Origin of the sequence: Rubripirellula tenax (assembly GCF_007860125.1) — a bacterium.
In the GTDB taxonomy this organism is placed as follows: Bacteria; Planctomycetota; Planctomycetia; order Pirellulales; family Pirellulaceae; genus Rubripirellula; species Rubripirellula tenax.
Genome location: NZ_SJPW01000001.1, coordinates 852,507 through 878,294, shown reverse-complemented (window position 1 = coordinate 878,294; position 25,788 = coordinate 852,507). Strand labels below are relative to the sequence as shown.

The window sequence follows — 25,788 nt, the reverse complement described above, 5'->3', positions numbered from 1 at the left end:
ACCCCCGGGCTGGTCACCAAGCCGAAAAGCCCGCCAGATGCTGCTCGACGGGCTGAAGCTCGTTCGGGTCGATCAAACGGCCGATTTGATTGCGATAGAAGTCTTGCGTGACGCCGCGGCAAAGCCCGTCGTAGTGCCGAAATAAATCGCGAGCCGGTCGCTCGACGGTCCACATGCCCGGCGCATTCCATTTCGCCGCAGCCACGACCCGCTCGGCATCACAAGGGTGCGAATCGAACAAGCCCGTTCGTTCGTTCTCGCCGCCGTCCAAGATTCTTTGGCGCGACTTCTGGGCCATCGAACGCTCGAGCACACTGATCATCTTGGGCAGATCATCGATCATCACTGCTTTGTCGATCAAGTCGGTCAAACCGATCATGGCCGCATGTTGCGCGTGCCCCAGAAGTCGCATCGACCGGCTTGTGGACGCAAACGTGTCGCTTCCGCTGACGAATGCTTCATAGCGATCGGCGTCGAATTCCATTTGTCGCATCAAAAAGCAACTTGTTGCGTGGGCGATCATCATGAACACCCACATCACGCCCCGGACAAGCGTCACGCACAACTTGGCGACCAACAGGATCAGCCCGAATCCGTTTTCACTCTCGGCAATCGCTTCGTCCAGGGCTTCGTCCAATCCGTCACGCTGGTAGACGACTCGCGCGAACCACAGATTGATGGAACGAATCAGGTAACTCGCTCGCATTCCCGCGCCTTGCGAAAAATGCCCAAATTCATGGGCCAGCACTCCGGCAAACTCTCGCGAGTTCAAACCGGCGACAAGCGGGACACCGATCGTCAGAACCAGATCGTTGCTGAACAGACTTCGCAGCCCTCGGCCGTACGATGCCGACGCGTTCACTTCACTATCGACGTCGATGCGAGTGGGCTTCGGTGCGCCAGTGACATCGCAAATGCGGTCTACCAATTCAAACAGTAACGGTTCATTTTCGCGATTGATCGAACGCTTTCTAGGGTCACCGGGCTGAATGATGGCAACAAAGATGGGCTTGATCATGAAGATGATCACGGTGATGCCGGCGATGATCGGCGTCAAATAAAGTGCCATCGCAATGATCGCCACACGTCCGCGTGGCAATCGCTGCAGCATCGTCGGCATCACGTCAAACGTGTAGTGATACATGCCATAGATGCTTAGCAAAATCAAACCGAGATAGGCCATCGGCAGCATCAACATAAAGACTGCGTTGACCGACAATCCGATCCGGTAACCCAGCGAAACGCGGTGGTTGGGAATGCTGCCCGTCAGTTGCTGGGTGATGACCTTTGACAAATCTTGTTGAATTGCTTTGGGCGTCGACCCCGGGGCGATGGCCGGTGTTGTCGCGGACCGCGATTTTGGTGCGACAAACGGTGTTGCTTGGGCGGGCGGCATCGCGATGCCAAAGAAGTCATCGGGCTGATCGGCGTGCTGGGCTTCGGTCTGCGGTACTGCACCAAAGTCGAACGACTCGGGCGATGGAATGGAAACACTGCCCAACAATTTACCCACCGGCAAGTCTTCGTCGTCTTTGCTCGCCATCTTGCCTGGCGCGGGCGTGTTCGTTGGTTGCAGCGCGCCGGCGGTCGGAGGTGACTGCTGTTGCCGAGATTGTTTTGGAAGGTTTGCTTGGGGTGTCGAAGGGTACGACGGACGATCGGGCTTCGCCAAAGGAATGCGTACTCTCGTTTTGCACTTCGGACAGGCGACCACCTTGCCTCGAGCCGATTGACGCACCTTCAGGCGTTGTTTGCACTCGGTACAGGCAATTTGAAATGTCTCGCTCATTTCCCTTCCCTCTCTTCCAACGCGCCAAAGTACGACGGGTTCGATGATACCCCATGGAATGAACGGACTGTTGTGTTCGCGATGTGTTTCCTTTTGACCGTTTCAAAAGAGTCACTCGATCCACGTCACCGGCCATGGACAACCGTGAAGGGAATCACGGGCCTGGGTGGAAGTCTTCGCAAACACGCGAACATCATCCGGCGACAGGCTTCCCAGGTCGATTCCGGTTTTCGATCGCCATTCGCGTTCGGAACGCCAGTCGTAGGTTTTCCCAACAGCTTGAAATCGATAGCGGTCCTCGGGATGCATAGCCGATCGATCGCCGGGTTGTCCGTAAATGACGGGTTTTACACCCATCTTGATAAGTGCGGAGGTGCGAATTGCGATTCCAAACGGTTCGTAGTCCCATCGACCCAGGTGCGGCCGGAAACATCGTCGCTGTAGAATCTGGGCCATCGGCAGCGACGAAAAACAGACCACCGGTGCGTTCTTTGCGGTCGTGACGGCCGACGCAATCAAGGATCGGGATTGCACGATGCGCTGCAGTGCATCGATCGGGCCTCGCCGCGTCGCACGGGGATGATCCGTCAGAACGGCATCTCGATACTGGTCGACAGTTTCCCCTGGCCAAGGCCCCTGGCGAGCTCGCGTGCAATGCACCAGCCACTGACCGTCGGTGTGCATCCACTGCGTCGGGCCACGTGGCAATTGCGTCGCATCGAGTGGCAAATCAGGCGCGGGATCTTCGTCGCGTCCACCCAGATACCATCCGATCGCACCGTCCTTGATCAGCCCTTGGGACGCGTCACCCGAGTCAACCGATACCGCCACGCGAGTGGATGCATCGCGAAATCGCAGGATGCGATCGCGCAAGTGACGCTCGACGTTACCGCCCTTGCGGACGTGAATCGCATCGACACGATCGGATAGCGTGATGACCGCAGCGTCTCGCGAGACCTTCATTCCGCGGATCACGACATCGCTTATGTCACCGTCATTCTCATCGACGGAAATCAACAGCAGCGGGACGTTGAAGAGCTTGGCCGCGCGAACGGCCCAGGGCTCGATCGCCGACCCTTTTGCGACGGCAACACTGGCGTCTGCGGTTCGGCAATCGAGCAGGCTGCGACACAGAAACTGACACAGTCGTCGATGAACAAACACGTCGCGACCGAGTCGGCTGCTGGTCAGTCCGACGATCGGATTCGTCGATCGCAGCACATCGCTGCGTTGCGTCACGCTGGTTTCCCCCAACGATTCCAATCGTGCGATCCGAACTTGGTCCGGTGAAGAGCCTGTCATCGCTACGTTTCGTTACCAGTGATCAATTTCGAGGGCAAATGGGTGACGGAGTTGAACCAATCAAGCGTCCAACGATCGCCGTCGTAATCCAGTTTAGTGACTCCGGTATTGCGGAGGGCCCCGAAAATGGTCGGATCAGCCGTCACGCCAAGCATGTCGGCCAACAACGCGCGTTTGAAGTCGGCATGAATCACGGCGACAACCGTCTTTCCCGACGAACCGAACGTATCAACGAAGCGACGCACGACTCGCGTCGCACGTTGCTGCGCTTCCTCGTCCGTTTCGCGAGGCTTGCCGCCCCACCAACCCAATTCACCGATCGATTCATCGACGACGCAGCGCGTCGCGTCTTCGACAACGTGCCGCGCGACCTCGTGACGCCCCAAACCGATGCCGCCTTCCGTCGCATCAGGGCCATATCCACGAAAACAGCCACCTCGTTCGAACACATCGTGCCAAATGTTGACGCCTGCGGGGTTCACGTCGGTAACGAACCGAGTCGTCTGGAGGGTGCGCAGGAACGGGCTGGTGATCAGATGGTCGATCCACAGCGACTTGATCCACGATGCCAGGCATTCGGACTGCAACCGACCGACCGCGGTAATAGCCGGGTCTTCGACTCGCAAGTACGGTGCCCGCGCGTTGTTCTCACTTTCGGCGTGTCGAATCAGATAAAGTTGCATGGGTGAAAAATTCTCTGCGAACCGCCGCGCCAGCGCCGACGATTCGGGCTCGCACTGAGGATTGTTGAGTCTTGGTTTTGTGGGCAAAGGCCCTATCCTATCGAATCTATCGCGTTAGGGTCATCGACCGTTTCGTTCTACGAAGTGATACCCCAATGGAATGCTGGAGTCGGACATGAAGATGGTTGAAGCACTGGGAATACGCGAGTTCCGGCGGCGCGTGGTTGCTGGTTCATTCCCTGAATTCAATCGTGTCGCCGACGCTTTGAAGAAATTGCATTTCGTCCAGGCTGACCCGATTCGATCACCGGCCCGGGCTCAGGATTTGGTGCTACGGCAACGTGTTGTCGGATACGGTGCGGGAGACTTGGAACAAAGGTTCCCCCAACTGGATGCGGAAGAAGGCTACTTGTTCGCTTATGGGATCATGACGCCCGAGGTCTGGCGAAGCCTTCGACATCGACCGCATCCTAAGCTAAAGAAACTGGAACGTGACGTTCTCAGCGCGGTCACCGAAATGGGCGAGGTTCATCCGCGTGGATTGGACGATCGATTCGGTCGCAAATCCGTGACGAACTATTGGGGCGGCAAGTCACAGGAAACGAAGCAAGCCTTAGACCGACTTCATCATCATGGATACTTGCGGGTCAGTCGTCGGGAAAAGGGAATTCGGGTTTACGAAGTTCCCTCGGACACCGATGAGCAACCGGGCGAGCAACCTTCCAATGCGTTGGAACGATATCGCCATCTCGCCCTAACGACTTCTTTTGTCTTTGGACCGACGACCGAGCGTTTTCTTGTTTCCGAACTGCGAAGCCACAACCATTTGCTTCCGTCGCGCGCCGACCGATTAGCTGCGGTGAAGTCCTTGGTTCAGACAGGGGCGTTGGCCGAAGTCGAAGTCGCGGGTGTCACCTATCTTTGGCGACGAAGGGATTGGATGGCAGACGAAATTCCCTCGCGAGTTCGAATCCTTGCTCCCTTTGATCCGTTGGTCCGCGATCGCGAGAGATTTGAGATGCTTTGGGATTGGACCTATCGATTCGAAGCGTATGTCCCGCAGGCGAAACGTGAGCGGGGCTACTATGCGATGCCCGTACTGTGGCGAGATCAAGTGGTTGGCTGGGCCAACGCGAAAGTCGTCGACGATCGTTTGCACGTTGAATTCGGATACGTCGAAGGCCGGCCTAGGGCGAAGGACTTTCGTTCGCTAGCAGAAGCCGAGGTGGAAGCGATGACGAAGTTCCTGGGCCTTGAAAGTGGATCTTGGGAGCTTACGCTTTGAATCGCGTCACGTTGAAACCGCACCGATATTCGTTGGGTGATGAAGCGAGACAAACTAACGTCGTTGGCGCAGACGCGTTCGAACGTAATCGATCATCATCCATTCGATGATCACGAGAATCACCGGCAACGTGAAGAGCAGGAATTGCGACAACTGTGCGTTGGAAGCCCATTCGGGACCGGCTTGTGAAACGACGCTGATCAGAGCCATCACCAACGAACCGTTGATGAATAACATGAACGAAGTCACCAGCGCCGATCCGATCGCCAGAATGCAGCCGGCCGATACGGTACTCCGTTCGTCCGCGGTTGATTTCCAAATCACAGGTCGGCTCGCAAAGGAAGCACTTGGCTAAGGATCGAGCGGGAAATAAATGTATGATGGGCACTCTTGTCCGTCGCGAACATCTCGGGCAAAAGTGCCGGAATTACGACAGTTGTTTTCCGCTCAATCCTTAAAATGATGGTGACCATCAGTCCGGCGATGGCGGCTAGATCGACCACTTTTTGGGCAACCAAGGCTACGTCTGGGAAGCCGCAGAGGGCCCCGAGAAAAAGAAAGACGACGAAAAGCGATGGGCGCATCCGGTCGGGCCTTGATCAACGTTGGCTGTGAGTGGGAATCTTGATGCAGATTCTAGCCCAACGGCGGCCGAGGTGTTGCGGCGGAAGGCGACGACTAGGACTGTTGCTGGCGAGCTTTGCGAAGTTGTTCGCTGACGCGGCTCAAAATCTTTCGATCTTCGTCGCTGAGCGAGTCGATACCCTCGTTGTGAAGCTGTTGCAAAATGCCGTCCAACCTATCCGCATCGACCGCTTCGGTCCGTTCGCGAAGGACAGCGGCCTGCAAGTCTTTGTGTCGTCGACGACTGGTAGCCGACTGGCGGATCTTGGTGATCACGTTGGTGCGACCCGGCGCCGATTGCGACACGGTGTCCGACGCCAGTGCGAAACCGCGCAGCGATTCGGACACGTCACTGCGGCGTGACGAAATCCAAAGCAAGATGCTCAACGCAAACAGCAACGGCCATCGAGGCACCCGTTCGACGGAGGAACTGTTTGCCGTTTCGGACAGAAACCAAATGGCCGAAACCAACGTCAGCATCGATAGGACGATTAAGCCACGACCGAGAAGTTGCACTTGAGTCGGTAGATCCAAACGTCGCCCACAGATCGCTGTCAGTGCGGCCAAAGTCTGTCGCCCCAACGTTCTCGGCAGCGGGAACATTTGACACAACAATTGCAGCGAACACAGCCACGCCGCCGCCCGCCAAATCGCGTCGGGTGATCCCATCGCCAATGCCTCGATGGTGCCGGTGCCCGGGATCGTTTCGGAATCCGCAGGGCCGATCGTCGGCATTTGAAAGCCGCCACCGATCCAACGAAACACCATCACCAAAACCAACAACGATATCATGGTCCCCATTGCAACGGTAATGGCTGAAACGGCCGACCATCGGCGCGGTGGCGACTCGGGACCGATCAAACCAAGCGTCACTTCACCCACTCGCATGCCAACCATCCAAGCGATGGCGGTGTACGCCAACACTTGCGTGCCCCAACCGGTGACCCAGATTGCCGTTGCAATTGCGGCAGTTAGCGGAAGGTCACCATTGCCCGGTTGTCCCGAAGCCATCACGACCACCGCCATCACGATACCGGCCGCGATGAAAATGCCATACGACAAACTAAACCGAGTGCCAGCGACCGATCCGACGGGAACGGCCCACGGCGGCGCGGCGTCGGGAATCAACCGATCAGGCTGGGGCGGAGTCGACGAGGGCACAAGTGGCATGGGCATCCCACCAGCGGTGGCGAATGACGAACGGGCGTGTCCCCAAAGTATACCGATGATCAGCCAAAGTGCCTCACGAATTTTCCACGACGAATTTTCGGTCGATTCGCGTGGCTGCTACAGCATCTTTGGCAGCGCTGCATCACAGTTCTTTGAGCCGTTGGACCGAGGCTTTGGCCCGTTTCAGAAACACGTGCTTCGGCTCGCCCGTTTCCAAGAAGATCGGCGGCCCGATCGTGATGCAGCTCAACAGCGGCACCGGCAAAATCTCGCCGCGAGGCAAAATCCGATTCACGTTATCAATATAGACGGGAACCAGTTCCAAGTCCGGGCGTTTCTTGGCCATATAAAACAGCCCGCTCTTGAAGTCCGTCATTTCGGATTCGCCCGATGATCGTCCGCCTTCGGGGAACATGATCAACGAGTAAACGTCGCCCATCTGTTTCAACATGATGTCGATTGGACTCTTGTGGACCTTGATCTCTTTGCGGTCAACCAGCAAGGCGTTGAAGCTGTGGGCCAAGTGCTGCTTGAACCAGCTGGACGACCAATAGTCTTTGGCCGCGACCGGACGCGTCACCGCCCGCAATTCACGCGGCAGCGCAGACCACAACACCACCGCGTCCAGGTGGCTTGTGTGATTGGCAAAGTAGATTCGCTGGCACGTGTCCGGTTGGCAATCCACCCACCGGACCGTGAACCCGCTAAACAACTTCGCAAGCAGTACGATTGCATGGCTAGTCAACGTCATCGTGGACATTCTACCCGGGTGTCCGTGGTTTGATCAGACGCCATCGGCGCGATCACCAACACCATTGTTCGCCCGCCCATCACTGCAAGCGATTCTCGCCTGCGTTTTCATCTTGGTGTATCGTCACCGGCCAGCCCGGGAACTGGTTATCGGGATTTCCGTCGGCCGGATCAATCGCGAACTTGTACGCTTCGACGAAGTACGTTTTCGCGTCCGTATCGATGGTCACGAACCCGAATCCACTGGCCTTTTGGTGAGCCTTTTCGTAGCGGTTCTTTTTTGTCGCGACTTCGGGATTGCCCACCGCGTACACGTAAACCTTGTTGCCCAGTCCGTCTAAGTATTCACCGGTGTCGGAATTTCCATGCTTGGGCCGGTTGGCGTGCGGCATGTTCATCTCGTCGGCTCGCCACCAACGCGGATATCCCACCGCAATCGCCGGCGTACAGAATGACCAATTCGAATCGCGTTGACGATCGACACCGTACTGGCAGAGCGACGTCAGGTGTTGATCACCGTTGATGTGCAGCGCCTTGCTGGGTCGCAGGATTTCGATCGCACGGTCGCGAGGCGTTTGCGGCCAACCGCCACAATCCAAATCGGCTTTCAAGTAACCATCGTAACCGCCGTGGTGCGTCGCCATACCGGCGAAAACGGTCTGGCTGAGTAGCACTTTCATCGAGTGACCGCGCCAATCGTTGGCCCAATGTTTCAAGAAAGCTTCCTGGCGGTCGCCCAACAAAATCAATCCCGGCTTGTCCAAGACCGAAGTGTCGAAGCCCTGATCGTGGACGTGGTCCGCGCGGCCACTGCCGGTATCGACGTGCTGGGGCCCGCTCTTGAATTGACGATCCGCCAGGATCGCAAAGCCGACGCCGCCGTAGACCATGTCGCCATAGTAGACGCTGATCCCTTGCTTGACGGGTGCCGGATCGTAGGCATCGGGATGGTGCGCCGTGTTGGTGATGTGAACCACATTGACCATCCGCGCCGGTTCGATATAGCCGCCGTTGGACGACGCGCCACCGTCGTCGACATCCATCGGCGCGCCGCCTTCGCCCCAAATGTTTCCTTGAAAAACATCGTGGTCGTCGGGCAAGCAAATCGTTGGACGGTCTCGCATCACTTCGCGAAACGACCAGCCGAACTGATAGTACTTGCGTAAGTAGTTCAAAATCGCTGGCACGGCGGGTTGGCGGATGATTCCGTAGCCACCGTGCGATTCGTAAATCTGGTCACCGGAAAAATAGACCAAGTCGGGATCCATCTTGGCGACATTCTTGGCAACGGGTTCGTAGGGAAACGCGTAATCGTTTTGGCATGTCAACGCACCGATCCGAAGGGGCCGTCCCGAAGGATTCGGACGAATCCTTCCCACCCATTCGTTGACCGTTTCCGTTCCATCACGATGCTTTTCGACGTAAACCCATTTGTACGTTGTTTCCTTCGTTTCGTCCCAATTGGGGATTCGAATGGTTGCCGTCCAGGCATCCGTGTCTAGCTTGGCCGTTCCCATCGACTTCCATTGGCCGTCACGTTGGACCCAGAATTCAGCTTGCTGGTTGTCGTCGTCGCCCATCGGCCCGGTCAGCACACTGGACTTCAACACAAAGCCCTCATCCGACCGTGAATCGCTTAGCGAATACATCGACCACAAAATGGGACCGAACGCGTTTTCCGGTTTCGCTTCGAACGCATCACCATCAATCAACCAATCGCTAAACCGATAGCGTGCCCCTTGGCTGACCTTGGCGGCTCCGTCAAAGTTGTTGACGATTGAAACGTTGCCCAAGATGGCATCGGCATCGACCATCCGAGAAATTTGGCCGATCGGGTTGCCTTCGTCATCAGCGACCGCCAACGTCAATTCGACTCCGCCGCCATCACCGGGCACTGCGATCAACGACAGCAGCGTATCTTTCGTGACATCGACATCGATCGCTTGCCGCTTGTTGCCGAGCACCAGTTGGCCGCCAATGATTCCCGCGTTGATTCCGCCGCCAGCGAAACAGTTCGCACGGTGGTCACCAATGTCGGATCGAACGCCGATGCGAAACCCGACTCCGCCGTCGGACATCTTCTTTTCGATTTGGCGAATGACGACCGACATGGACATCGATCCTTTCGCGTTCGTGACTTGGTGCGTCAAACAATGCACGTTTCGGTTGCCTCCCGCCGATTGGCACTCGGCGGCACCGTCAACGACGCGCCAATTTTCCATCGGGTTCGCCCAAACGTTCCCGCCCAACCATACGCGGTCGTTGGTGTTGGACCAAGAAACCGAAGCCGCCGTGCTGGTCGTGGCCGTCAAGGTGTCTTGAGCCGAAACCTTCGGTGCAAAACCGATCCATGCGCCGCCAAGTCCAATGCACTTCAGTGCGAATCGTCGTGTCAGTGGTGTCATACTGTTTTGATCGGGGTGAAAAGTGAGTTGCAAGTCAGAACAGAGCGCTCTGGCCAAGACGTTTCCTGCCGTGGCAGAACACGGGTTGTAACGAAATTCTACAAGTCGATGCCGGTCTTTCCGTCCCAGCGTACAAAGCCCTCGATCGCGGCGTATTCGGCGAGACCCAGTTTATCATAGCGCATCGCCGTGTCGGCGTTTCGTGCTTCCGCCCGCTGCCAGAACTCGCGAATGTCCGAACCGGGGAACAGGGCTCGATCCTTTTGCGATTCATGTTTGAAGATCGCGACGCGTTTGCGAGATACTTCCAACGGGCTAAGCGGTACCGCCATTTCAATTTGATGCGGCGACCATTCTTGCCAAGCGCCGCGGTACATCCACACCGCACATGCTTCGTACCAAGGATCGTTCTGGCAGATCACACAGGCCTGAAGGATCGCCGACAAACACGTGCGGTGCGTTCCGTGCGGGTCCGATAAATCGCCAGCCGCGTAGATCTGATGCGGCTGAGTCGATCGAAGTAAATCCACCGTGATATCGACGTCCTTTTTCGACAGCGGACTCTTGGTGATTCGGCCGGTCTGATAGAACGGCAGGTCAAGGTAATGCAGGTTGGCATCCGGCACGCCACAGCAGCGGGCGCCCTGGCGAGCCTCGCCGCGTCGAATCAAACCCTTGATCCGCAGGACTTCATCGCTGTCCAATTGGCCAGGCTGTTTCTTTCGCAAAAAACTATCGATGTGTTGGGATAGCTGATCCAGCCCGTCGGCTTGGATTTCGAATTCGCTACAGAAGTCTTCGACGAACTCGGCAAACCGAAGCGCGTCTTCATCGAACACGGCGATATTTCCCGACGTCTGGTAGGCGATGTGAACGTCGTGCCCCTGGTCGACCAATCGAATCAAAGTTCCTCCCATCGAGATGACGTCGTCGTCGGGGTGCGGCGAGAACACCATCACGCGTTTGGGAAAAATGTCGTCGCGATGCCCGGGACGATCGCCCGGTCGTTTTCGATGTTCGGGTTTCCCGCCGGGCCAGCCCGTGATCGTGGATTGCAACTGTCGAAACACGGTCAAGTTGATGTCGTAACTGTTGCCATGGGCAGCCAACAGATCCTGCAACCCGTTCTCGTTGTAGTCACCATCGGTCAGTTTCAGAATCGCCTTGTCCAAACCCTCGGCCAAATCGATCACTGCCCGTCGGATCGCCGCGTCGTCCCAAGCCACTTCACCCAACAACCACGGAGATCGGATGCGAGTGAGCGCCGACGCAGATGCTTCGTCCAGCAAAATTTCCGCACTCGGGTGATCTTGCAAGAACGTCGCCGGCACGTTCGCGCCGGCATAACCTTCGACCATCCTTGCAACGACGTCTGCTTTGCCTTCGCCGAACGCCAGCATCAAAATGCGGCGTGCCGACAACAGCGTTCCGACGCCCATCGTGATCGCATGACGCGGGACATTTTCGGCACCAAAAAAGTCGCTCGCCGCATCGGTTCGCGTCGGTGTGTCCAGCGTGATCAAACGGGTTCGCGAACTGCGATCGGAACCGGGTTCATTCAATCCAATATGCCCAGCGCGATTGACGCCCAGCAGTTGGATGTCGATTCCGCCGGCATCGCGAATGGATTGCTCGTATCGCGCACAAAACGCGGCGGCTTGGTCTTTGGGGATCGTTCCATCGGGCAAATACACATTGGCCGGGTCAATGTCGACGTGATCGAGCAGATGATCGTGCATGAACCGCGACGTGCTTTGCAGTTCACCCGAATGCATCGGATGATACTCATCGGAATTGAACGTCACCACGCTGGCGAACGATAACTCGCCGGCACGATGCAATCGTACCAATTCGGTATAGACGCCAACCGGGGACGACCCGGCAACCAAGCCCAGCACGGTCTGTTCACCACGTGACGACTTGGCGCGGATCAGATTTGCGATCTCGGCTGCGGCGGCGATCGATGCGTCCGACGCTCGCGAGAAAATTCGACAAGCAATTCGTTCGTTGGGACTCGCAACCATCGATCATCCTTCCAAGAAAGTTCGTTTCGCTACCCGTGCAGCGCCAAGCATACCCGCATCATTTCCAAGCGACGCATACTCGATCTTCAAATTACCACCAACCTGAACCAACGTCGTTGCGACCACCGATTTCCGTATGCCGTCCAAAAAACGAAGGCCGGTGGAGGTTTCGTTGCCACCGAATGTCATCGCGCCGCCGATCAGCACGACGGCCGGATTGACGGTCTGGCCCATCATGCCGATGGCTCGCCCCACGTACATGGCCGTCTCGTCGATCGCCTGCAAACAAAGCGGATCGCCTTGTTCGGCACGGCTAGCGATTTCGATCGTCGTTGCGGGCATGGATTCCGCGTTATCGGTCCACAACGATTGCAACCGAGCGACGACACCGGCCGATCCGGCATAGCTTTCCAAGTGGCCGCGACTGCCGCAGGTGCAAGGGATTGCGTCGGAGCTGAAGTCGATCGCGATATGCCCAAGTTCGCCAGCGCACCCGTGGTCGCCACCATGGGGGCGTCCGGCGACCACAACACCACATCCGACTCCGGTGCCAAGCGTGACCAGCGCGAGCGATTGGTTGCCGAGATTTCGCAGCGCGTGTTCGGCGTACGCGGCCGCGTTGGCATCGTTGACAACCGCTGCTTGCAATCGCGTCACATCGGAAAGAATCTGTTTCAGCGACTCGCCCAGCCAACCGGGCAAATTGACAACTTCGCGGAGCACCGACCTCTGCGTGTCAAGAACACCGGGGACCGCCAATCCGACGGCCTTCAATCGCGTTGCCGGAACGTCATGAGACCGCAATTGTTCGATGGCAAATTGATGTGCGAACTGAAACACCCGTTCGGGCGTTCCAAGTGGCGGTGTCGCGGTGGCCGTCCTGGCATAGACATTTCCGGCGTCATCCACCAATCCGATTTTGACATTGGTGCCACCGACATCAATGCCGAGGTACAGGTCACCGAGAAGTTTTGGGGGTTGCATGTTCAGATTTGCGATCGGTAAAAGACTATGACAATAGTTGGGCGGAAAGCTCTTTGCCGCAATCTGCGATCACTTTTCCGATCAACTCGTCGGCCTGTTCACCGCTGAGCGTTTGGTCGTGGCGTTGCAATTGGACCGACAAAAGGACGCGTTTGCGACCTTTTCCATCCTTTGCTTCGTCGCGATACGTTTCCCGATAGTTGACATCGGCCAACGAGTCGCCCACGGCTGCCCGTACGACGTTTTCAAGATCGACCCAACGTACCGATTCGGCGACGACGAAATTCAAGTCTCGTTGGATCGATGGAAACATACTGACCGCCTTCTGTTGGGGCACCAAGGATGACCGTTCCAACAGCGTCGGCAACGAAATCTCGGCGACGACGACCGGCCCCGGCAATTTCCATCCTTTGAGTACCTTCGCATCGACGATGCCCAGATAGCCCAGGTGGGCATCACCGATCTTTAACGAGACGCCGGCACCTTTCGCAAACCCCGGAACATCGGTCGGCTCGACTTCCAATCGCCCGTCGATACCCATCCGTTGGCACAGCGTTTCGATCGTGCCTTTGACGATGAAGAAGTCGTTGCCGGAAACAATACCCAACGAATACTGTTCGGATGGCAACGTGTCGTCGCCTTCGCCCGATGGCAAATAGATGTGCGCGATCTCGAACAGGTCTGCACTGATCGAAGCGGATGACCAGTTCTTGGCACGGCCTTCTAGCAAGCTGGGAATCAGCGATCGACGAAGCGAGCGCGCACCCTTGAGCATCGGCGTTTCGGTTTGCAGCGCGGGTTTTGTCGTCCACGGACTGAGCGATTGATCTAATTTCGCCGTCACGACGCTGGGCGTCATCGCTTCGCTAATCGCCGCCGAGATCATCACGGTCCGCACACGTTCCATCGCCGTGTCAAAGTCTCGTTTCGAACTCGGTGCGACCGGGATCGGTGCGTCTTCGGGGATCTTGTCGTATCCATGGATTCGCGCGACCTCTTCGATCAGATCCGCCTCGCGTGTCAAATCATGACGCCACGACGGAGGCACATAGACCGTTGACGCCGCATCGGACTTGCCGGGTTGGCAACCCAATCGCGTCAGGATGCGTTGGACTTCGGCGGCATCGATCTTGATGCCCAGAATGCGTTCGATCTGACTTTGGCGTAACACGACCGGCGGATTGGGTGTCAATGCAGCAGCGGTATCGATGATCCCGTCGGCGACTTTGCCGCCCGCGATGTCGACGATGATTTCGCAAACGCGTCGCGAAGCCCACTCGACACCGACGGGGTCCACTTTGCGTTCGAAACGGTAAGACGACGGCGAGTGGAGCTTCAATCGCCGCGCGGTTCGGCGAACCGACAACGGAGTGAACACGGCGGCTTCGATGACAAGACTTGTCGTTGCATCGGAGACTTCGGATGCTGCGCCGCCCATGACGCCGGCGATCGCTTGAGGATCCCTCGCATCCGCGATCACGCATACCGAATCGTCCAGGTCGTACGTTTGGTGGTCAATCGCTTCCATCCTTTCGCCCTTGGCCGCAGGACGAACGACGATCTTCTTTCCGCCGACTTTGTCATAGTCGAACGCGTGCAGCGGTTGGCCGCATTCCATCATCACAAAGTTGGTCGCGTCCACGACGTTGTTGATCGGTTGGTACGTTTCGATCGTTCCATCGATGCGTCGTTTCCAAAACACGGATTGCAGTGCTTCGACCAACCACGCCGGACTGGGGGCAACCTTGACGCCCTGGATCACTCGCGCGGTGTATCGCGGACAGGCTTCGGTGAACTGGTTTTCAACCGACAACAGAGTGTCGACTTTAGGACCACCCGAGCTCAGTTTGGGTGCCGGCGTGGCCACGTCCAACCCGTACAGCACGCCGATCTCGCGAGCGACACCGAGGTGTCCCAAGCAATCGCCCCGGTTGCTGGTTACTTCCAAATCGACGACGACATCGCCACCGATCTCGGTCGTTTCTTCGTGATTGAGCCCCGAAAGGCTAAGCCGGAGGGCCAATTCTTCGTGGCTCATCGGCAATTCGATGTACTTCGTCAACCATTTCAGCGAAACAAGCATGGCGGGATTTCACGCGTCAAACACGGGGATAGATCGGGAGCCCGGTAATCTATCGGATGTTCGTCCACGTTCCCAGACAGGTGTTGGCGGCGTACCGAGCGGAGATCGACCGCCCCTGCGTTCTCAGTCGCCGATTTGCGTGACCAGCTTGATCTCGTCGATCGATTCGGCGTCCGCCGGCGTGGTTACCTGGCCCAATCGATTGATGATCACCAGCGCATCCAGGGCCGTGATCGTACCGTTTCGGTTGACATCCATCCGGCGCAGATTGGTGAAATCGAATTGAACACGTGACTCTCCGTTGGCGTCGACTTCGCCGCTGGACGAAAGGACATCGTCAATGGTCAGCGAACCGTAACGGCCCAAGAAATTGATCACGCGCAGGGCATCGACGGCACTGATTTTTCCATCACCATCAATATCCAGCGGATCGTCGACCAGAGCTGGCAAGATCGTCAGCCCGAGCGGCACGTAGCGAATACTTGATGCAGGTGGCTCTTCGTTGATGCCACGAAGCAACGTTTCGTGGCCGACTTCATCGGCTTGGTTGGGCAACAGCATTACTTCGCCGGCCGCCATCGCAATTACATGAACCCTCAGCACGGATTGCAAACCGTTTCCGGGGTGCGTGACCTCGCTGCTGATCGCGCCCAAATCGTCGATCCGGGCCCGCGTGATATTGCTAGGACCGATCGGCCCGAATTCGTCGGCATACGTCAATCTGCCAGTCAGCGCCAGTTGGTCTTCGGGGACGACCAAGTCAAAGAACGCTGCGTACACTCCATCCCCATCGGGTCGCAGATCCTTCGCGGTCAATTCCAACCAGAAGTCATCGCCCTCGTGAATCGTCGTGATCGAGTCCCCCAATCCATCGACGGCACGCAGTGCCAATTCGACCAACAGTTCTCGCTGCTCGACGGATTGCTGTTCGATCTGACCGTCCAGGTCAACGGTGTACTTGGCCACATCGTCAACCGTAGACACCGTCAAATGAACGATCGGCGGCGTTGCCTCGTAATCGGTACGCACAGAGCCTCGTTCGATCTCCTCGACGGACACACCCAAATCCTCGGCCGCGCGAGCGACAACGGCATCGACGAGTGCATCGATCTGATCGCGATCGACCGAAATCACTTCGATGCGAACGGTCGCGGTAGACGTCTGGGTACCCGACTGGATCGTGTACTGAAACTCAAGCGAGTCGACACCTCGCAGGGCTGAAACCGGAACTGAAATGGACCGCCAACGGACGATCTCGGTACCCTGGGGTGCGCCGATCAGTTCAACGATCTGGGCGTCTCCATTCCAGCCGACGATTTGATCATTGGCCAGCACTTCAAGCAGGAATTCCTCGCCAAGCGTCGGCAGCGAATAGGTATCGTTCACCGCCGTCGTTACCGGATCAGGATCACCCAGCGGAAACGCGATCGGGTTCTCGAAATCACTCCAGCGTCGGATGATCAATTGATCACTCGTCGTCACAGCCAAGTGGTCAGTCGTTGTCTCGATCTCGGCTTGTTCATCCAGCGTGAATGCGTGCTCGGACTCGAACAAACCGTTCGCATTCAACCGACCGAACTGAAACGAACGTGATGTTGTGAAGGCGGCTGGATTGTATTGTTCGAAACCGAAACGCTGCTCCTCGGCATCGATCACAAAGAACTGTGAAATCAACAATCCTCCCTCAAGCGACGTTCTCGCGACGACTTCGGCTGACGGCAAATCAATCGTCACTACCGCACCAGGAATCAACTGCGTCGGCGCTCTCATGTCCGTCGAATCATCGGCGGGACGCGATGTCGACCAAGGCAGGGCCACGACAAGGCTGTCACCAAGTCTCGCCGCACTGAGACTCCAAACGTCGGCGACTCCGAACTCAATTTTGTGAACGCGATCTTCCAACGCTAGATCAACCGTTTGGTCGAGCGAAATAATCATCACGACGTCGTCGTTCCAATCTTGCAGGACCAAGTAGTCGGAATCGGCATGCAAAATGCTTGGATGAAACGAATCAAATGCAACGGTTTCAAAGACGTCCGTCGAGTCGTCGGAAAACGACAGTAGGTCGACGATCGACTGCTGCGAAAAGGGCGCCTGATCGACGCGAATCGCGACCGCCGTTGTCGCGTCTTCTGAAACACGCAGACTGATGAACTCACCACTGCCCAGCGACGAACTGCTGACTTCCGTGATTCCGTCGTCGGTGAACCGATAACGCGTCAGTGACGACTCGCGTCGGAAGGAAGGAATATCCCGCGACGCAGTCCCGGACGCGTCGTCCGGCGAGTCATCCGGCGCCGGTTCATCGGGCAACGCGTCTTCGAAGTGACTTGAAATTGAAGTCACGACAAACAACTCATTGCCACGAAGTAGGGTCTGAACCACATACGGAAGCTCGATTGTCGCCGTCTCTTGCAAGCCTGCGTCACTCAATTCAAAGGCCCGTAATAGCCATGTGAACGGAGGAATCCCGGCAACGTCGGGCAGATCATAGTCATAGTCGGCCGACGTCAAGACGAGCCGACCGTCGTCGTAGTGTGCATCTTGGAACACGCCGTCCAGCGATTGGCGAACCACGTTGGTTTCTTCGCCCAACGTGATCGTTACCGCGATCGTTCCATCGACGCGGGGTCCCGGTGTCACCGTTTCAGCCGTCGTTTCGGCGGTGGTCAAATAATAGATTGGGGACGCGCGGCCCAGCAACAAAACTTGATCACCATCGACGATCATGCGTTCAACAAAAAAATCCAACGGAACTTCGGCAATCGCTTCCAAGGCACCTTCGTCGTTGGGCCTGAAAACGAACAAGGCCGACGTCTGCGAATACGGGTTCCGGTCGATCGCGTAGATGCGATCGCCATGCTGCTGTAGGGCGTCGTAACGTTCGAAATCGATGGCCGGGTTGAAGAGAACCGGCAAGGCAATGTCGTACCCGATCGCCGGTTCGTCCGAGCCCATCCCGACCGCGATGCGGCTTTCACCGATTCGATTGTCACCAACAACGAACACGTCGCTTGATGGGGGTACGGCAACGCCAAAATCCGCGGCCACACAAGATTCCAGACCCGCGGCAAGGAGTTGGCGAGTCTCAAGAGACTCGAAATTCGATCGACGTTTTTTCATCACCACGCCTCGGGATCCGATATCGGACAAGCAAACTTTAGAAGGAGCCATTTTAGACGCCCTTCAGGGGGGAAAGAGTTCCCGATTCCCTGGAATTTGCTTAACAAAGAAGCCCAATGAAAGGCGTTTCACCCGAAATTTGGCGAATTTCGCCTGGCGTTCCATGCCATGTCAGCCCGGCTTTCGAACGGTCCGTGGTGGACGCGGCCGCACAGAGGACTAGTACCAGGAGACTAGTAATTGTCCGGATAGATGACCAGCTCGACGCGTCGATTGGCGGCCCGTCCGGCAGGCGTTTCGTTGGACTGACGCGGATTGTTGGAACCCTGGGCCACGGTGAACAGTTGGTTCGGTGGCATCCCGTTTCGGCGGCTCAGCACATCCAGTACCGCCGACGCCTGAGCTGCCGTCAATTGATGGGTGCTCGCATAGCCGCCACCGTAGATGGGCGCGTTGTCGGTGTAGCCTTCGATTCCAATACGGTTGCGTGGGAATGCCCGGGCCAATTGAGTTGCGATGGGATCGAGCGTTGACGCGGCTTGCGGCGTCAGCTGTGCCGTTCCCGGTGCGAAAAGCTGATCCGACGGGACAGCTACGCGGATCACTTCGCCGTCTTGTTGGACGGGAATGCCGCCCAAGTTCAACCGGCTGGCCATTTGCGTCAAATTCGTGTTCGGCTGAATCACCGCACCGCCGCGAATTTGGGTCGATGCCTGCATGCCGCGAACTTGGCTTTGAGCGTCGCGAGCGGCGATCGCGGTCGATTCCATTTGTGTTGTGACGGCCGCCAGTTGGTTTCTCAGCAGGTCGGATTCGTCTTTATAGACCTGGATTTGTTGATCGCTTTGAGCCAACTGGGTATGCAATTGGCGGTTGTTGTCATCCAGCAGTTGGACGCGCCGATTCAACTCTGCAAGTCGAGCATCGTTTTGCGAGATCGCCGCGTTCTGAGGCATGTTCCAAGCGGCTCCCCCAGGAGCAGCCCAATAGGGATTCTGGCTACAGCCGGCCAACGAAATCATGCAAATAGCCACCAGAAGACTGGCGGTCGTCGGCAGAGCTGGGCGGAAGAATTGTAGGCAAAACATCCTGTTTTCCTAAAGTCACAGACAGGGGATGGCCGGACCTTAAGAATTGGTCCCCACCGCCGGCAAGACCAATTTCGGGCAAAGGTACTTCCGAATCCGCCAAAGTCGGTAGCCGACGCACGAAAATGCCAACCCGGTATCCAAGCCGACCGCACACTCGAATCACCGTATGTGCTTTCGCTCGCAAGCAAACGACCACGACCGCCTGCCCGCAAATAAAGCGAATGTTTGGCCGTAAAAATAACGCACCAAGCACGCGAATCCGCCCCCCTTCCAAACGCTCCTCTCGGAAACAAGATTTCGAGTTCGAGTTCGTGAACAGCAGTACCCAAGAGTCGCCCGTCGCATGAACGCGTCTCAGCCTTTGCGGTGCCGAAAAAGCGGCAGGTTTAAACTCGCAAATGAGCTGAGACCAATTGTGAGGAGAACAACCGTAGTCCAGAAGCCACCAATCAGTTGTTCAAGTGTGAAGGAGAGCAGCCAAATAAAAACGACCATTGCGGGGAGCAAAACGACGATTAGCACAAGGTATTTGTGCCACTACCAGACAAGCGAACGCAAACCAATGGAGCGATTGAGAATACACAGTTTCCGGAGACGGCGTCTCCGTAACGATTGCAGGCGATTCGTAAGGATTTGGACCGTCCATAGGCACCAGCCAGTTTTTTCAACGGAAGGATCTCAAGTCATCGCCCTGAACGAAGCGGTTGACTCAGAATCGCTAACCAGCTTACCCCCAAAAGTCCGAACTGCGAAACATGGAAGGTGATCGCGAAGCGACTATGAGAAAACCCCATGTTGTGCGACCGGTGAACCAAGCAGGAGCCTCAGACGAGGAGCGACTACGCTCGGGCTTCTTCCAGTTGCTTGACGAGTTTGTTGTACTGCCCTTTTGACAGAAACACGCGGTAACAGCCATTCTTGAGCTCGCCAAAATCAACGTTGTTTTGCGTGCCTGAGTCCCAGCTCACGATCTGACGGGAGTACAAGTCGATGTCAATGAAGTAGTAGAACTTCGCAGCTGGGTCTTTTCGGTTTGCAGCCATTTTGGCGATCAATTGTCTTCTGGTTGTTCCAAAGATGTGCGGCAGGTCGCACAACGCAAAGGTTCTCCATCACCTCCGTGAACGAAGCGATTGACTCTAAAGCTTGAGTGATTCTACCAAGGTCAACGTACGTCGCCAAAGAGCGAAGGTGATCGCGAAGCGACTAGCCTTAAAACCATGTTGTGCGGCGGATTGAGATCGATTCGACGCAGAGACGCAAGTAAGCAGAGCCGCAGAGTTTAGGAATTGGGGTAGATGGAATTGGGCGATGGAGTTGACAATAGCGTTAGGTCGCGCGACGCGTCGCTCCGGCGGAGCATGGAGGGTTGAATGGCGAGCGGACGACCGCCTGCGACCCTCGCGTTTAAGGCCGGAGAGTGGTGTCCCACTTGGAACCACAGATAAACACGGATGCACGCAGAGTCTTGCATCCGAGGAGTTCGTCCGCGATGGATGCAACATCCCTTTCGCACGCCCTGTAATTCACACACTACTTTGTTGCGGTGTAGGCATATCGATTGTTTACCGATGCATCCATTAGCCCGGCGGTGTTCCACGGGGCGATCGCTTCTCGTACTCGCGATTCGAAATCAGCGATCTCGCGGTTTTCGATCGCTGCGCATGCCACCTCAACGGCGCTGACGAACGCGGAGTCGTCGGCACTCCACATTGCTGCTGGCGTTTCACCGGCTTGCAGCCGTTCCTCGCACGCGATCGCGCCGGCGAAGTACACCATGCAGGCGGCTGCAAAACGGGGAAAGTCGTCCATGACGTGGTAGGCCGTGCTGATCATTCGGTCCAACAGCATGGTCTCGCGGTGAAAATTGGCCGCGTAATCGTCCGCCGAGTGCCCATCTAAAATCACACATGCGGCTCGTTCGATGCCCGCCAACGCATGCGCTATGCCAGTGCTGTGCATTGGATCCATCGTCAACGCGGCCGTCGGTAACATGATCGCGCGCTCGGCGCACAGGGGATCGTACCAGCGTTGCAGTCGCTCGGTCTGGTGCCAGCCGATCCCTGGATGCACCAACCACGCTGCCTTCATCATCGCATCAATGGACGGATGGCCCGTCCAATCGAGCGACGATTCAAGCGGCGCGGTGTATCCCACGCTGGTGACGCCGTTGCCGAAACGCAGCATCCACAACCACCCGTTGCCCAGCAGATGATGCTGAGCCGCATCGTCGCAATCGAAGGGATCTTTGCCGTCGATGCCGAGGCTGTCCAGCGCATCGGCCCAACGGGAAACGCCGTGCAAGTGCGCGAACGTGCTGTGCGTCCGCGTCCGCATTCGGTCGGCCATGTCTCGGGCGGCGAAGGCCTTTGCGAGCACCGCGGCGCGGCCCGAGGCATCGATGACCCAGTCCACCCGCATGCTCAACCGTTCGCCCGTTTCGTCGGACGATTGCAGCTCGAGTTTCCATCCGTTGCCATCACGCTCGATCCCAACCACCGAGAATCCGGCCGCCAACGCAACACCCTCGCTGGTTGCCTGCTGGCAAAGATGCAAATCAACGTCCGCGCGGTACCAATGTGTGTCGGCGACATCGTCCGACGGACTGGCCGCGGCCAACAAACTCTGCTCGCCGAGCGACGCTTCCGAAAAAGGCATCCCTTTTTCGTGGGCAAAGTAGCTGAACCCACGCTTGCGACCGCAGGTCAGATCCGGATGGTCCCATATCCAGCCGCCCCACGTCGACAGCGACACCAAATCGTCAAGCCCGTAGGTCGTTCCCAATCGCCGCAGAATCGAATCGGCGATGGGTGTCGACGACTCGCCCACCGCGAACCGTGGATGAAGATGGGGATCGATCATCGCGACCGTCAAGCCTCGCGAAGCCAGAACGCGGGCCATGATGGACCCGGCGAATCCCGATCCGATGACAGCAACGTCGATACGGTTCATGACACAGTGACTCGCTGATTCAAGTTCCAAACATTCATCTGGCCAACCATCCGATCGTGGACGTCCTGGTCCCACAAGTCCATCGTCACGGACGCGCGACCGCCGGCGTCGTCGATCGACGACGCCAACAAGTCGGCAAGGTCCGGCGTTGTGATCGCGGGCAGCTCGTCCGAACGCCCGTTCCATCCGTGACCCGCGCGAGCTGGAATCAAGCTGACGTGACGCGCCCCGACGTGGACGGCGTGGCGAACCGACAAACGCGCCCATCGAATGGCTTCCCGTGCGCTGACACCCGGCACACCCACAATCAAGAAGACTCGCAGATCGACGTCTTCGGTCCTAAGCAAACTCGCGTAGCGATCAAAATCCCCACGCGACATCTGTTTTCCCAAACGGTCCAGCCATCGTGGTTGGACCGTCTCCAATCCCACGGCGACTTCAAGCCTGGCATCGATCGAGTCTCGAAATTCGCTCAATCGGCGTCGTCCAAACTTTGGGTGGTTTTCAACGATGACGCGATCGAAGCCCGCTAGCCGCTCGGCGATTGCCCGATAGTCGCTCGGCGGGATGCTTTGCGGGTCGAAGAAATTACCGCTGTTGTAAAGTTTGATCCAACCGCTGGGTGAGACATCACCGATCGCCGCAACCAATTGACGCACGATTGCACCGGAGGGCGTGGGAATCTGCAAGGTGTTTTGCCACAAGTCGCACATCGAACAACCGATCGGGCACTCCGACGCGGTCAAAAAAACGGTCGTCACATCAACTTGTCCGCCCCGGCCGTCCGGTTCCCGTTCGCGGACGACGGCGTAAGGGCGATCCGGATCCAGTGACGGGTTGCGATTGTTCATTTCGCCTGTCCCGACGCCAAGGTCATCGCGAGGTACTTTCCGGTTGCGTTCTTCTTTGTTTTCGCGATCGTTTCGGGAGACCCGGCGGCCAAGATTTCGCCTCCACCGACGCCGCCTTCGGGTCCCAAGTCGATGATCCAGTCGCAGGCCGCCAACAGGTCCATATGATGCTCGATCACAAGCACCGTATTGCCACCGTCGACCAGTCGCTGCAGCACGCCTACCAACCGTTCGACGTCGGCAAAGTGCAGACCCGTCGTCGGTTCGTCTAGCAGGTAGAGCGTCTTTCCCGTCGAAACTCTTGCCAGTTCGGTTCCCAACTTGATCCGCTGGGCTTCGCCACCACTGAGCGTCGTGCTGGCTTGCCCCAGATGCACGTAACCCAGCCCGACGTCTTGCAGCGAAACGAGCTGGCGATGAATTTTGGGCACGTTTTCAAAAAATTCGGACGCCGCGTCGATCGACATTTCTAAGATATCGGCGACGTTGGCCCCTTTGAATCGCACTTGCAACGTTTGTCGGTTGAACCGCTTGCCGCCGCAACGCGTGCAAGTCACGAACAGGTCGCTCAGAAAATTCATCGCGATGCGTTCGACGCCGTGGCCTTTGCACAATTCGCATTGACCTTCTTTGGAATTGAAACTGAATCGGCTGGTCGAGAACCCTCGCGTTTTCGCCTCGCGCGTCTTCGCGAACACTTTGCGAACTTCATCCAACACCCCCGCATACGTTGCCGGGCAGCTGCGCGGACTGCGACCGATCGGTGCTTGGTCGATTGGGATCAGTTTGTCGATCGCCGTAGCGCCGCGCAGACTCTTGAACGGCCCCGGCTTTGCCGACACCAAACCCAACTTTTTCGCCAAGGCGGGATACAGCGTATCGTTGATCAACGAACTCTTGCCGCTGCCCGACACACCGCTGATTCCAACCAAAGTGCCCAATGGAATTTCGGCGGTGACGTTTTTCAAATTGTGCGTCGTCACATCGGTAATCGTCAGCCATTGTTTCGATTCACGCCGCGTGGCGGGGATCGGAAGGCGGCGATCGCCTCGCAAGTACTGGCCGGTCAAACTGTTCGGGTCGGCGGCGACTTCGTCGGGCGTTCCGCGGCTGACGATGTGGCCGCCATGCTTGCCGGCCCCCGGACCGACGTCGACCAAAAAGTCGGCGTGGCGCATCGTCGCTTCGTCGTGTTCTACGATCACAACGGTGTTGCCCTGGACTTGCAGTTGGCGGATACAGTCGATCAACCGATCGTGGTCGGCCGGATGCAACCCGATCGATGGTTCGTCCAGGACATAGCAAACGCCCACCAGTCCGCTGCCGATGCTGGTGGCCAAACGCACGCGTTGCAGTTCGCCACCGCTAAGCGAATCGGCGGCCCGGTCGAGCGTCAAATAGCTGACCCCGACACGCATCAGAAACTCTAACCGCCGCCTGACTTCTCGCACGATCGGTTCGGCGACCTTGGTGGCCAGCGCCGACGTATGGGACGTGACGGTCTCCATCCAAGCTTTTGCATCGGACAGCGGCATCGCGGTGAGCGCATCAATCGAGACGGCGCCGATCGTGACTCGCCGCGCTTCGCGACGCAGACGCGAACCTTCGCAATCCGAGCACATGTCTGCATCGTCGCCATCGCCGACTTTTCCCAAACCGTCACACGTGGGACAGGCACCGTAGGGGCTGTTGAAGCTGAACGTTCGCGGCTCGAGTTCTTCGAAACTGGATCCACATTCGACGCACGCCATCGACGTGCTGTAGATCGTTTCGCCTTCGGCTTCGTCCGGTTTTTGAACGATGGCGGACATCAAGCCTTCACCCAAGCGGAGTGCCAAGTCGACGGAATCGTGCAACCGCGAATCGATACCGTCGCGGATCACCAATCGGTCGATGACGGCTTCGATGGTGTGATTCTTGCGAGGCGCAAGCACCGGCACTTCTTCCAACAAGTAGGTCTGGCCATCGACACGAGCGCGGATCAGTCCCGACTTTTGAATCGTTTCGAAGACTTCGCGATGTTCGCCGCGGCGCCCGCGAATCATCGGCGCCATCAAGGTCAACTTCGTTTTCTCGGGCAATCCGATCAGCGATGCGCGGATGTCGTCGGCCGATTGCTGGGCAATGGCGCTGCCACAATTCGCACAATGGGGCGTACCGATGCGCGCGTACAGCAGGCGTAGATAGTCGTAAATTTCGGTGACCGTTGCGACGGTGCTGCGGCCGCCGGACTGGCCCGCCTTTTGGTCGATGGCCAGCGTCGGCGCCAACCCGTCGATCGAGTCCACGTCGGGACGGGCGATCTGGTCTAAAAACTGCCGCGCGTAGGCCGACAGGCTGTCGATATATTGCCGTTGGCCTTCGGCGTACAACGTATCGAACGCCAGCGAACTCTTGCCGCTGCCCGAGACGCCGGTGATCACCGTGACCGCATCTCGCGGAACGTCGATGTCGACGCTTTGCAGATTGTGGACGCGTGCGCCGCGAATTTCGATGGCTGCGGACAAAGCAATGACCGTATATCAGTGTGGGCGTTTTCGAGGCCGGGTGGTAGGATCGTAAGGGTTGGGAGAGTATTTTCCATCCTGCGTCAGGACCGCAAAGGGTCCGTCACGCGACCGGCGACTGATTCCCCCCCAATGCCCAACGGCAACCTACAATTCCGAAACGGC

General features: G+C 57.4%; 18 protein-coding genes. 1 reads left to right on the top strand and 17 read right to left on the bottom strand.

Going from position 1 to position 25,788, the window contains the following annotated elements:
• Positions 1-13: 13 nt before the first annotated feature.
• The 3 genes from Poly51_RS03225 to Poly51_RS03215 form a co-directional block, all read right to left on the bottom strand.
• On the bottom strand, positions 14-1,789 hold the full coding sequence (locus Poly51_RS03225) for a M48 family metallopeptidase (RefSeq protein WP_146454158.1): 1,776 nt from the start codon (positions 1,787-1,789) through the stop codon (positions 14-16).
• Between the two features lie 111 nt (positions 1,790-1,900).
• Positions 1,901-3,091, bottom strand: coding sequence for a hypothetical protein (locus Poly51_RS03220; RefSeq protein WP_146454156.1), 1,191 nt, complete (start codon positions 3,089-3,091; stop codon positions 1,901-1,903).
• Positions 3,092-3,093: 2 nt separating this feature from the next.
• Positions 3,094-3,774 carry a histidine phosphatase family protein gene (locus Poly51_RS03215; RefSeq protein ID WP_146454154.1) on the bottom strand — a complete coding sequence of 227 codons (681 nt, stop codon included), beginning with the start codon at positions 3,772-3,774 and terminating at the stop codon, positions 3,094-3,096.
• Positions 3,775-3,949: 175 nt separating this feature from the next.
• On the opposite strand from Poly51_RS03215, the gene Poly51_RS03210 reads away from it, so the two are divergent.
• A complete protein-coding gene (locus Poly51_RS03210) occupies positions 3,950-5,059 on the top strand; it encodes a DNA glycosylase AlkZ-like family protein (protein WP_186775314.1) in 1,110 nt (369 codons plus the stop codon).
• A 54-nt stretch (positions 5,060-5,113) separates the two neighbouring features.
• Here Poly51_RS03210 and Poly51_RS03205 read toward each other — a convergent pair whose 3' ends face one another.
• The 14 genes from Poly51_RS03205 to uvrA all read right to left on the bottom strand — a co-directional run bounded on the left by Poly51_RS03205 (position 5,114) and on the right by uvrA (position 25,623).
• On the bottom strand, positions 5,114-5,383 hold the full coding sequence (locus tag Poly51_RS03205) for a hypothetical protein (protein WP_146454149.1): 270 nt from the start codon (positions 5,381-5,383) through the stop codon (positions 5,114-5,116).
• A complete protein-coding gene (locus Poly51_RS03200; protein WP_146454147.1) occupies positions 5,380-5,643 on the bottom strand; it encodes a hypothetical protein in 264 nt (87 codons plus the stop codon). The genes Poly51_RS03205 and Poly51_RS03200 overlap by 4 nt, the downstream gene beginning before the upstream one ends.
• Positions 5,644-5,737: 94 nt before the next feature.
• Complete coding sequence (locus tag Poly51_RS03195; RefSeq protein WP_146454145.1) at positions 5,738-6,853, bottom strand: hypothetical protein; 1,116 nt, start codon at positions 6,851-6,853, stop codon at positions 5,738-5,740.
• A gap of 142 nt (positions 6,854-6,995) precedes the next feature.
• Entirely contained in the window at positions 6,996-7,604 is a 609-nt protein-coding gene (locus Poly51_RS03190) for a lysophospholipid acyltransferase family protein (RefSeq protein ID WP_146454143.1), read from the bottom strand.
• Positions 7,605-7,683: 79 nt separating this feature from the next.
• On the bottom strand, positions 7,684-10,008 hold the full coding sequence (locus Poly51_RS03185) for an alkaline phosphatase D family protein (protein WP_146454141.1): 2,325 nt from the start codon (positions 10,006-10,008) through the stop codon (positions 7,684-7,686).
• 98 nt (positions 10,009-10,106) lie between these two features.
• The gene (locus Poly51_RS03180; protein ID WP_146454139.1) at positions 10,107-12,032 is read right to left on the bottom strand and encodes a 6-phosphogluconolactonase; all 1,926 of its coding nucleotides are present in this window, start codon (positions 12,030-12,032) and stop codon (positions 10,107-10,109) included.
• Between the two features lie 3 nt (positions 12,033-12,035).
• Entirely contained in the window at positions 12,036-13,016 is a 981-nt protein-coding gene (locus Poly51_RS03175) for an ROK family protein (RefSeq protein ID WP_146454137.1), read from the bottom strand.
• A 25-nt stretch (positions 13,017-13,041) separates the two neighbouring features.
• Entirely contained in the window at positions 13,042-15,099 is a 2,058-nt protein-coding gene (gene pheT, locus Poly51_RS03170; RefSeq protein ID WP_146454135.1) for a phenylalanine--tRNA ligase subunit beta, read from the bottom strand.
• Between the two features lie 123 nt (positions 15,100-15,222).
• On the bottom strand, positions 15,223-18,222 hold the full coding sequence (locus Poly51_RS03165) for a dockerin type I domain-containing protein (protein ID WP_186775313.1): 3,000 nt from the start codon (positions 18,220-18,222) through the stop codon (positions 15,223-15,225).
• Between the two features lie 233 nt (positions 18,223-18,455).
• On the bottom strand, positions 18,456-19,310 hold the full coding sequence (locus Poly51_RS03160) for an OmpA family protein (protein ID WP_146454129.1): 855 nt from the start codon (positions 19,308-19,310) through the stop codon (positions 18,456-18,458).
• A gap of 842 nt (positions 19,311-20,152) precedes the next feature.
• Entirely contained in the window at positions 20,153-20,356 is a 204-nt protein-coding gene (locus tag Poly51_RS03155; protein WP_186775312.1) for a hypothetical protein, read from the bottom strand.
• A 490-nt stretch (positions 20,357-20,846) separates the two neighbouring features.
• Positions 20,847-22,265: an NAD(P)/FAD-dependent oxidoreductase gene (locus Poly51_RS03150; protein WP_146454125.1), complete on the bottom strand. Its 1,419-nt coding sequence runs from the start codon at positions 22,263-22,265 to the stop codon at positions 20,847-20,849.
• A complete protein-coding gene (locus tag Poly51_RS03145) occupies positions 22,262-23,116 on the bottom strand; it encodes a hypothetical protein (RefSeq protein WP_146454123.1) in 855 nt (284 codons plus the stop codon). The genes Poly51_RS03150 and Poly51_RS03145 overlap by 4 nt, the downstream gene beginning before the upstream one ends.
• On the bottom strand, positions 23,113-25,623 hold the full coding sequence (gene uvrA / locus Poly51_RS03140) for an excinuclease ABC subunit UvrA (RefSeq protein WP_146454120.1): 2,511 nt from the start codon (positions 25,621-25,623) through the stop codon (positions 23,113-23,115). Before uvrA ends, Poly51_RS03145 begins: the two co-directional genes overlap by 4 nt.
• Positions 25,624-25,788: the final 165 nt, after the last annotated feature.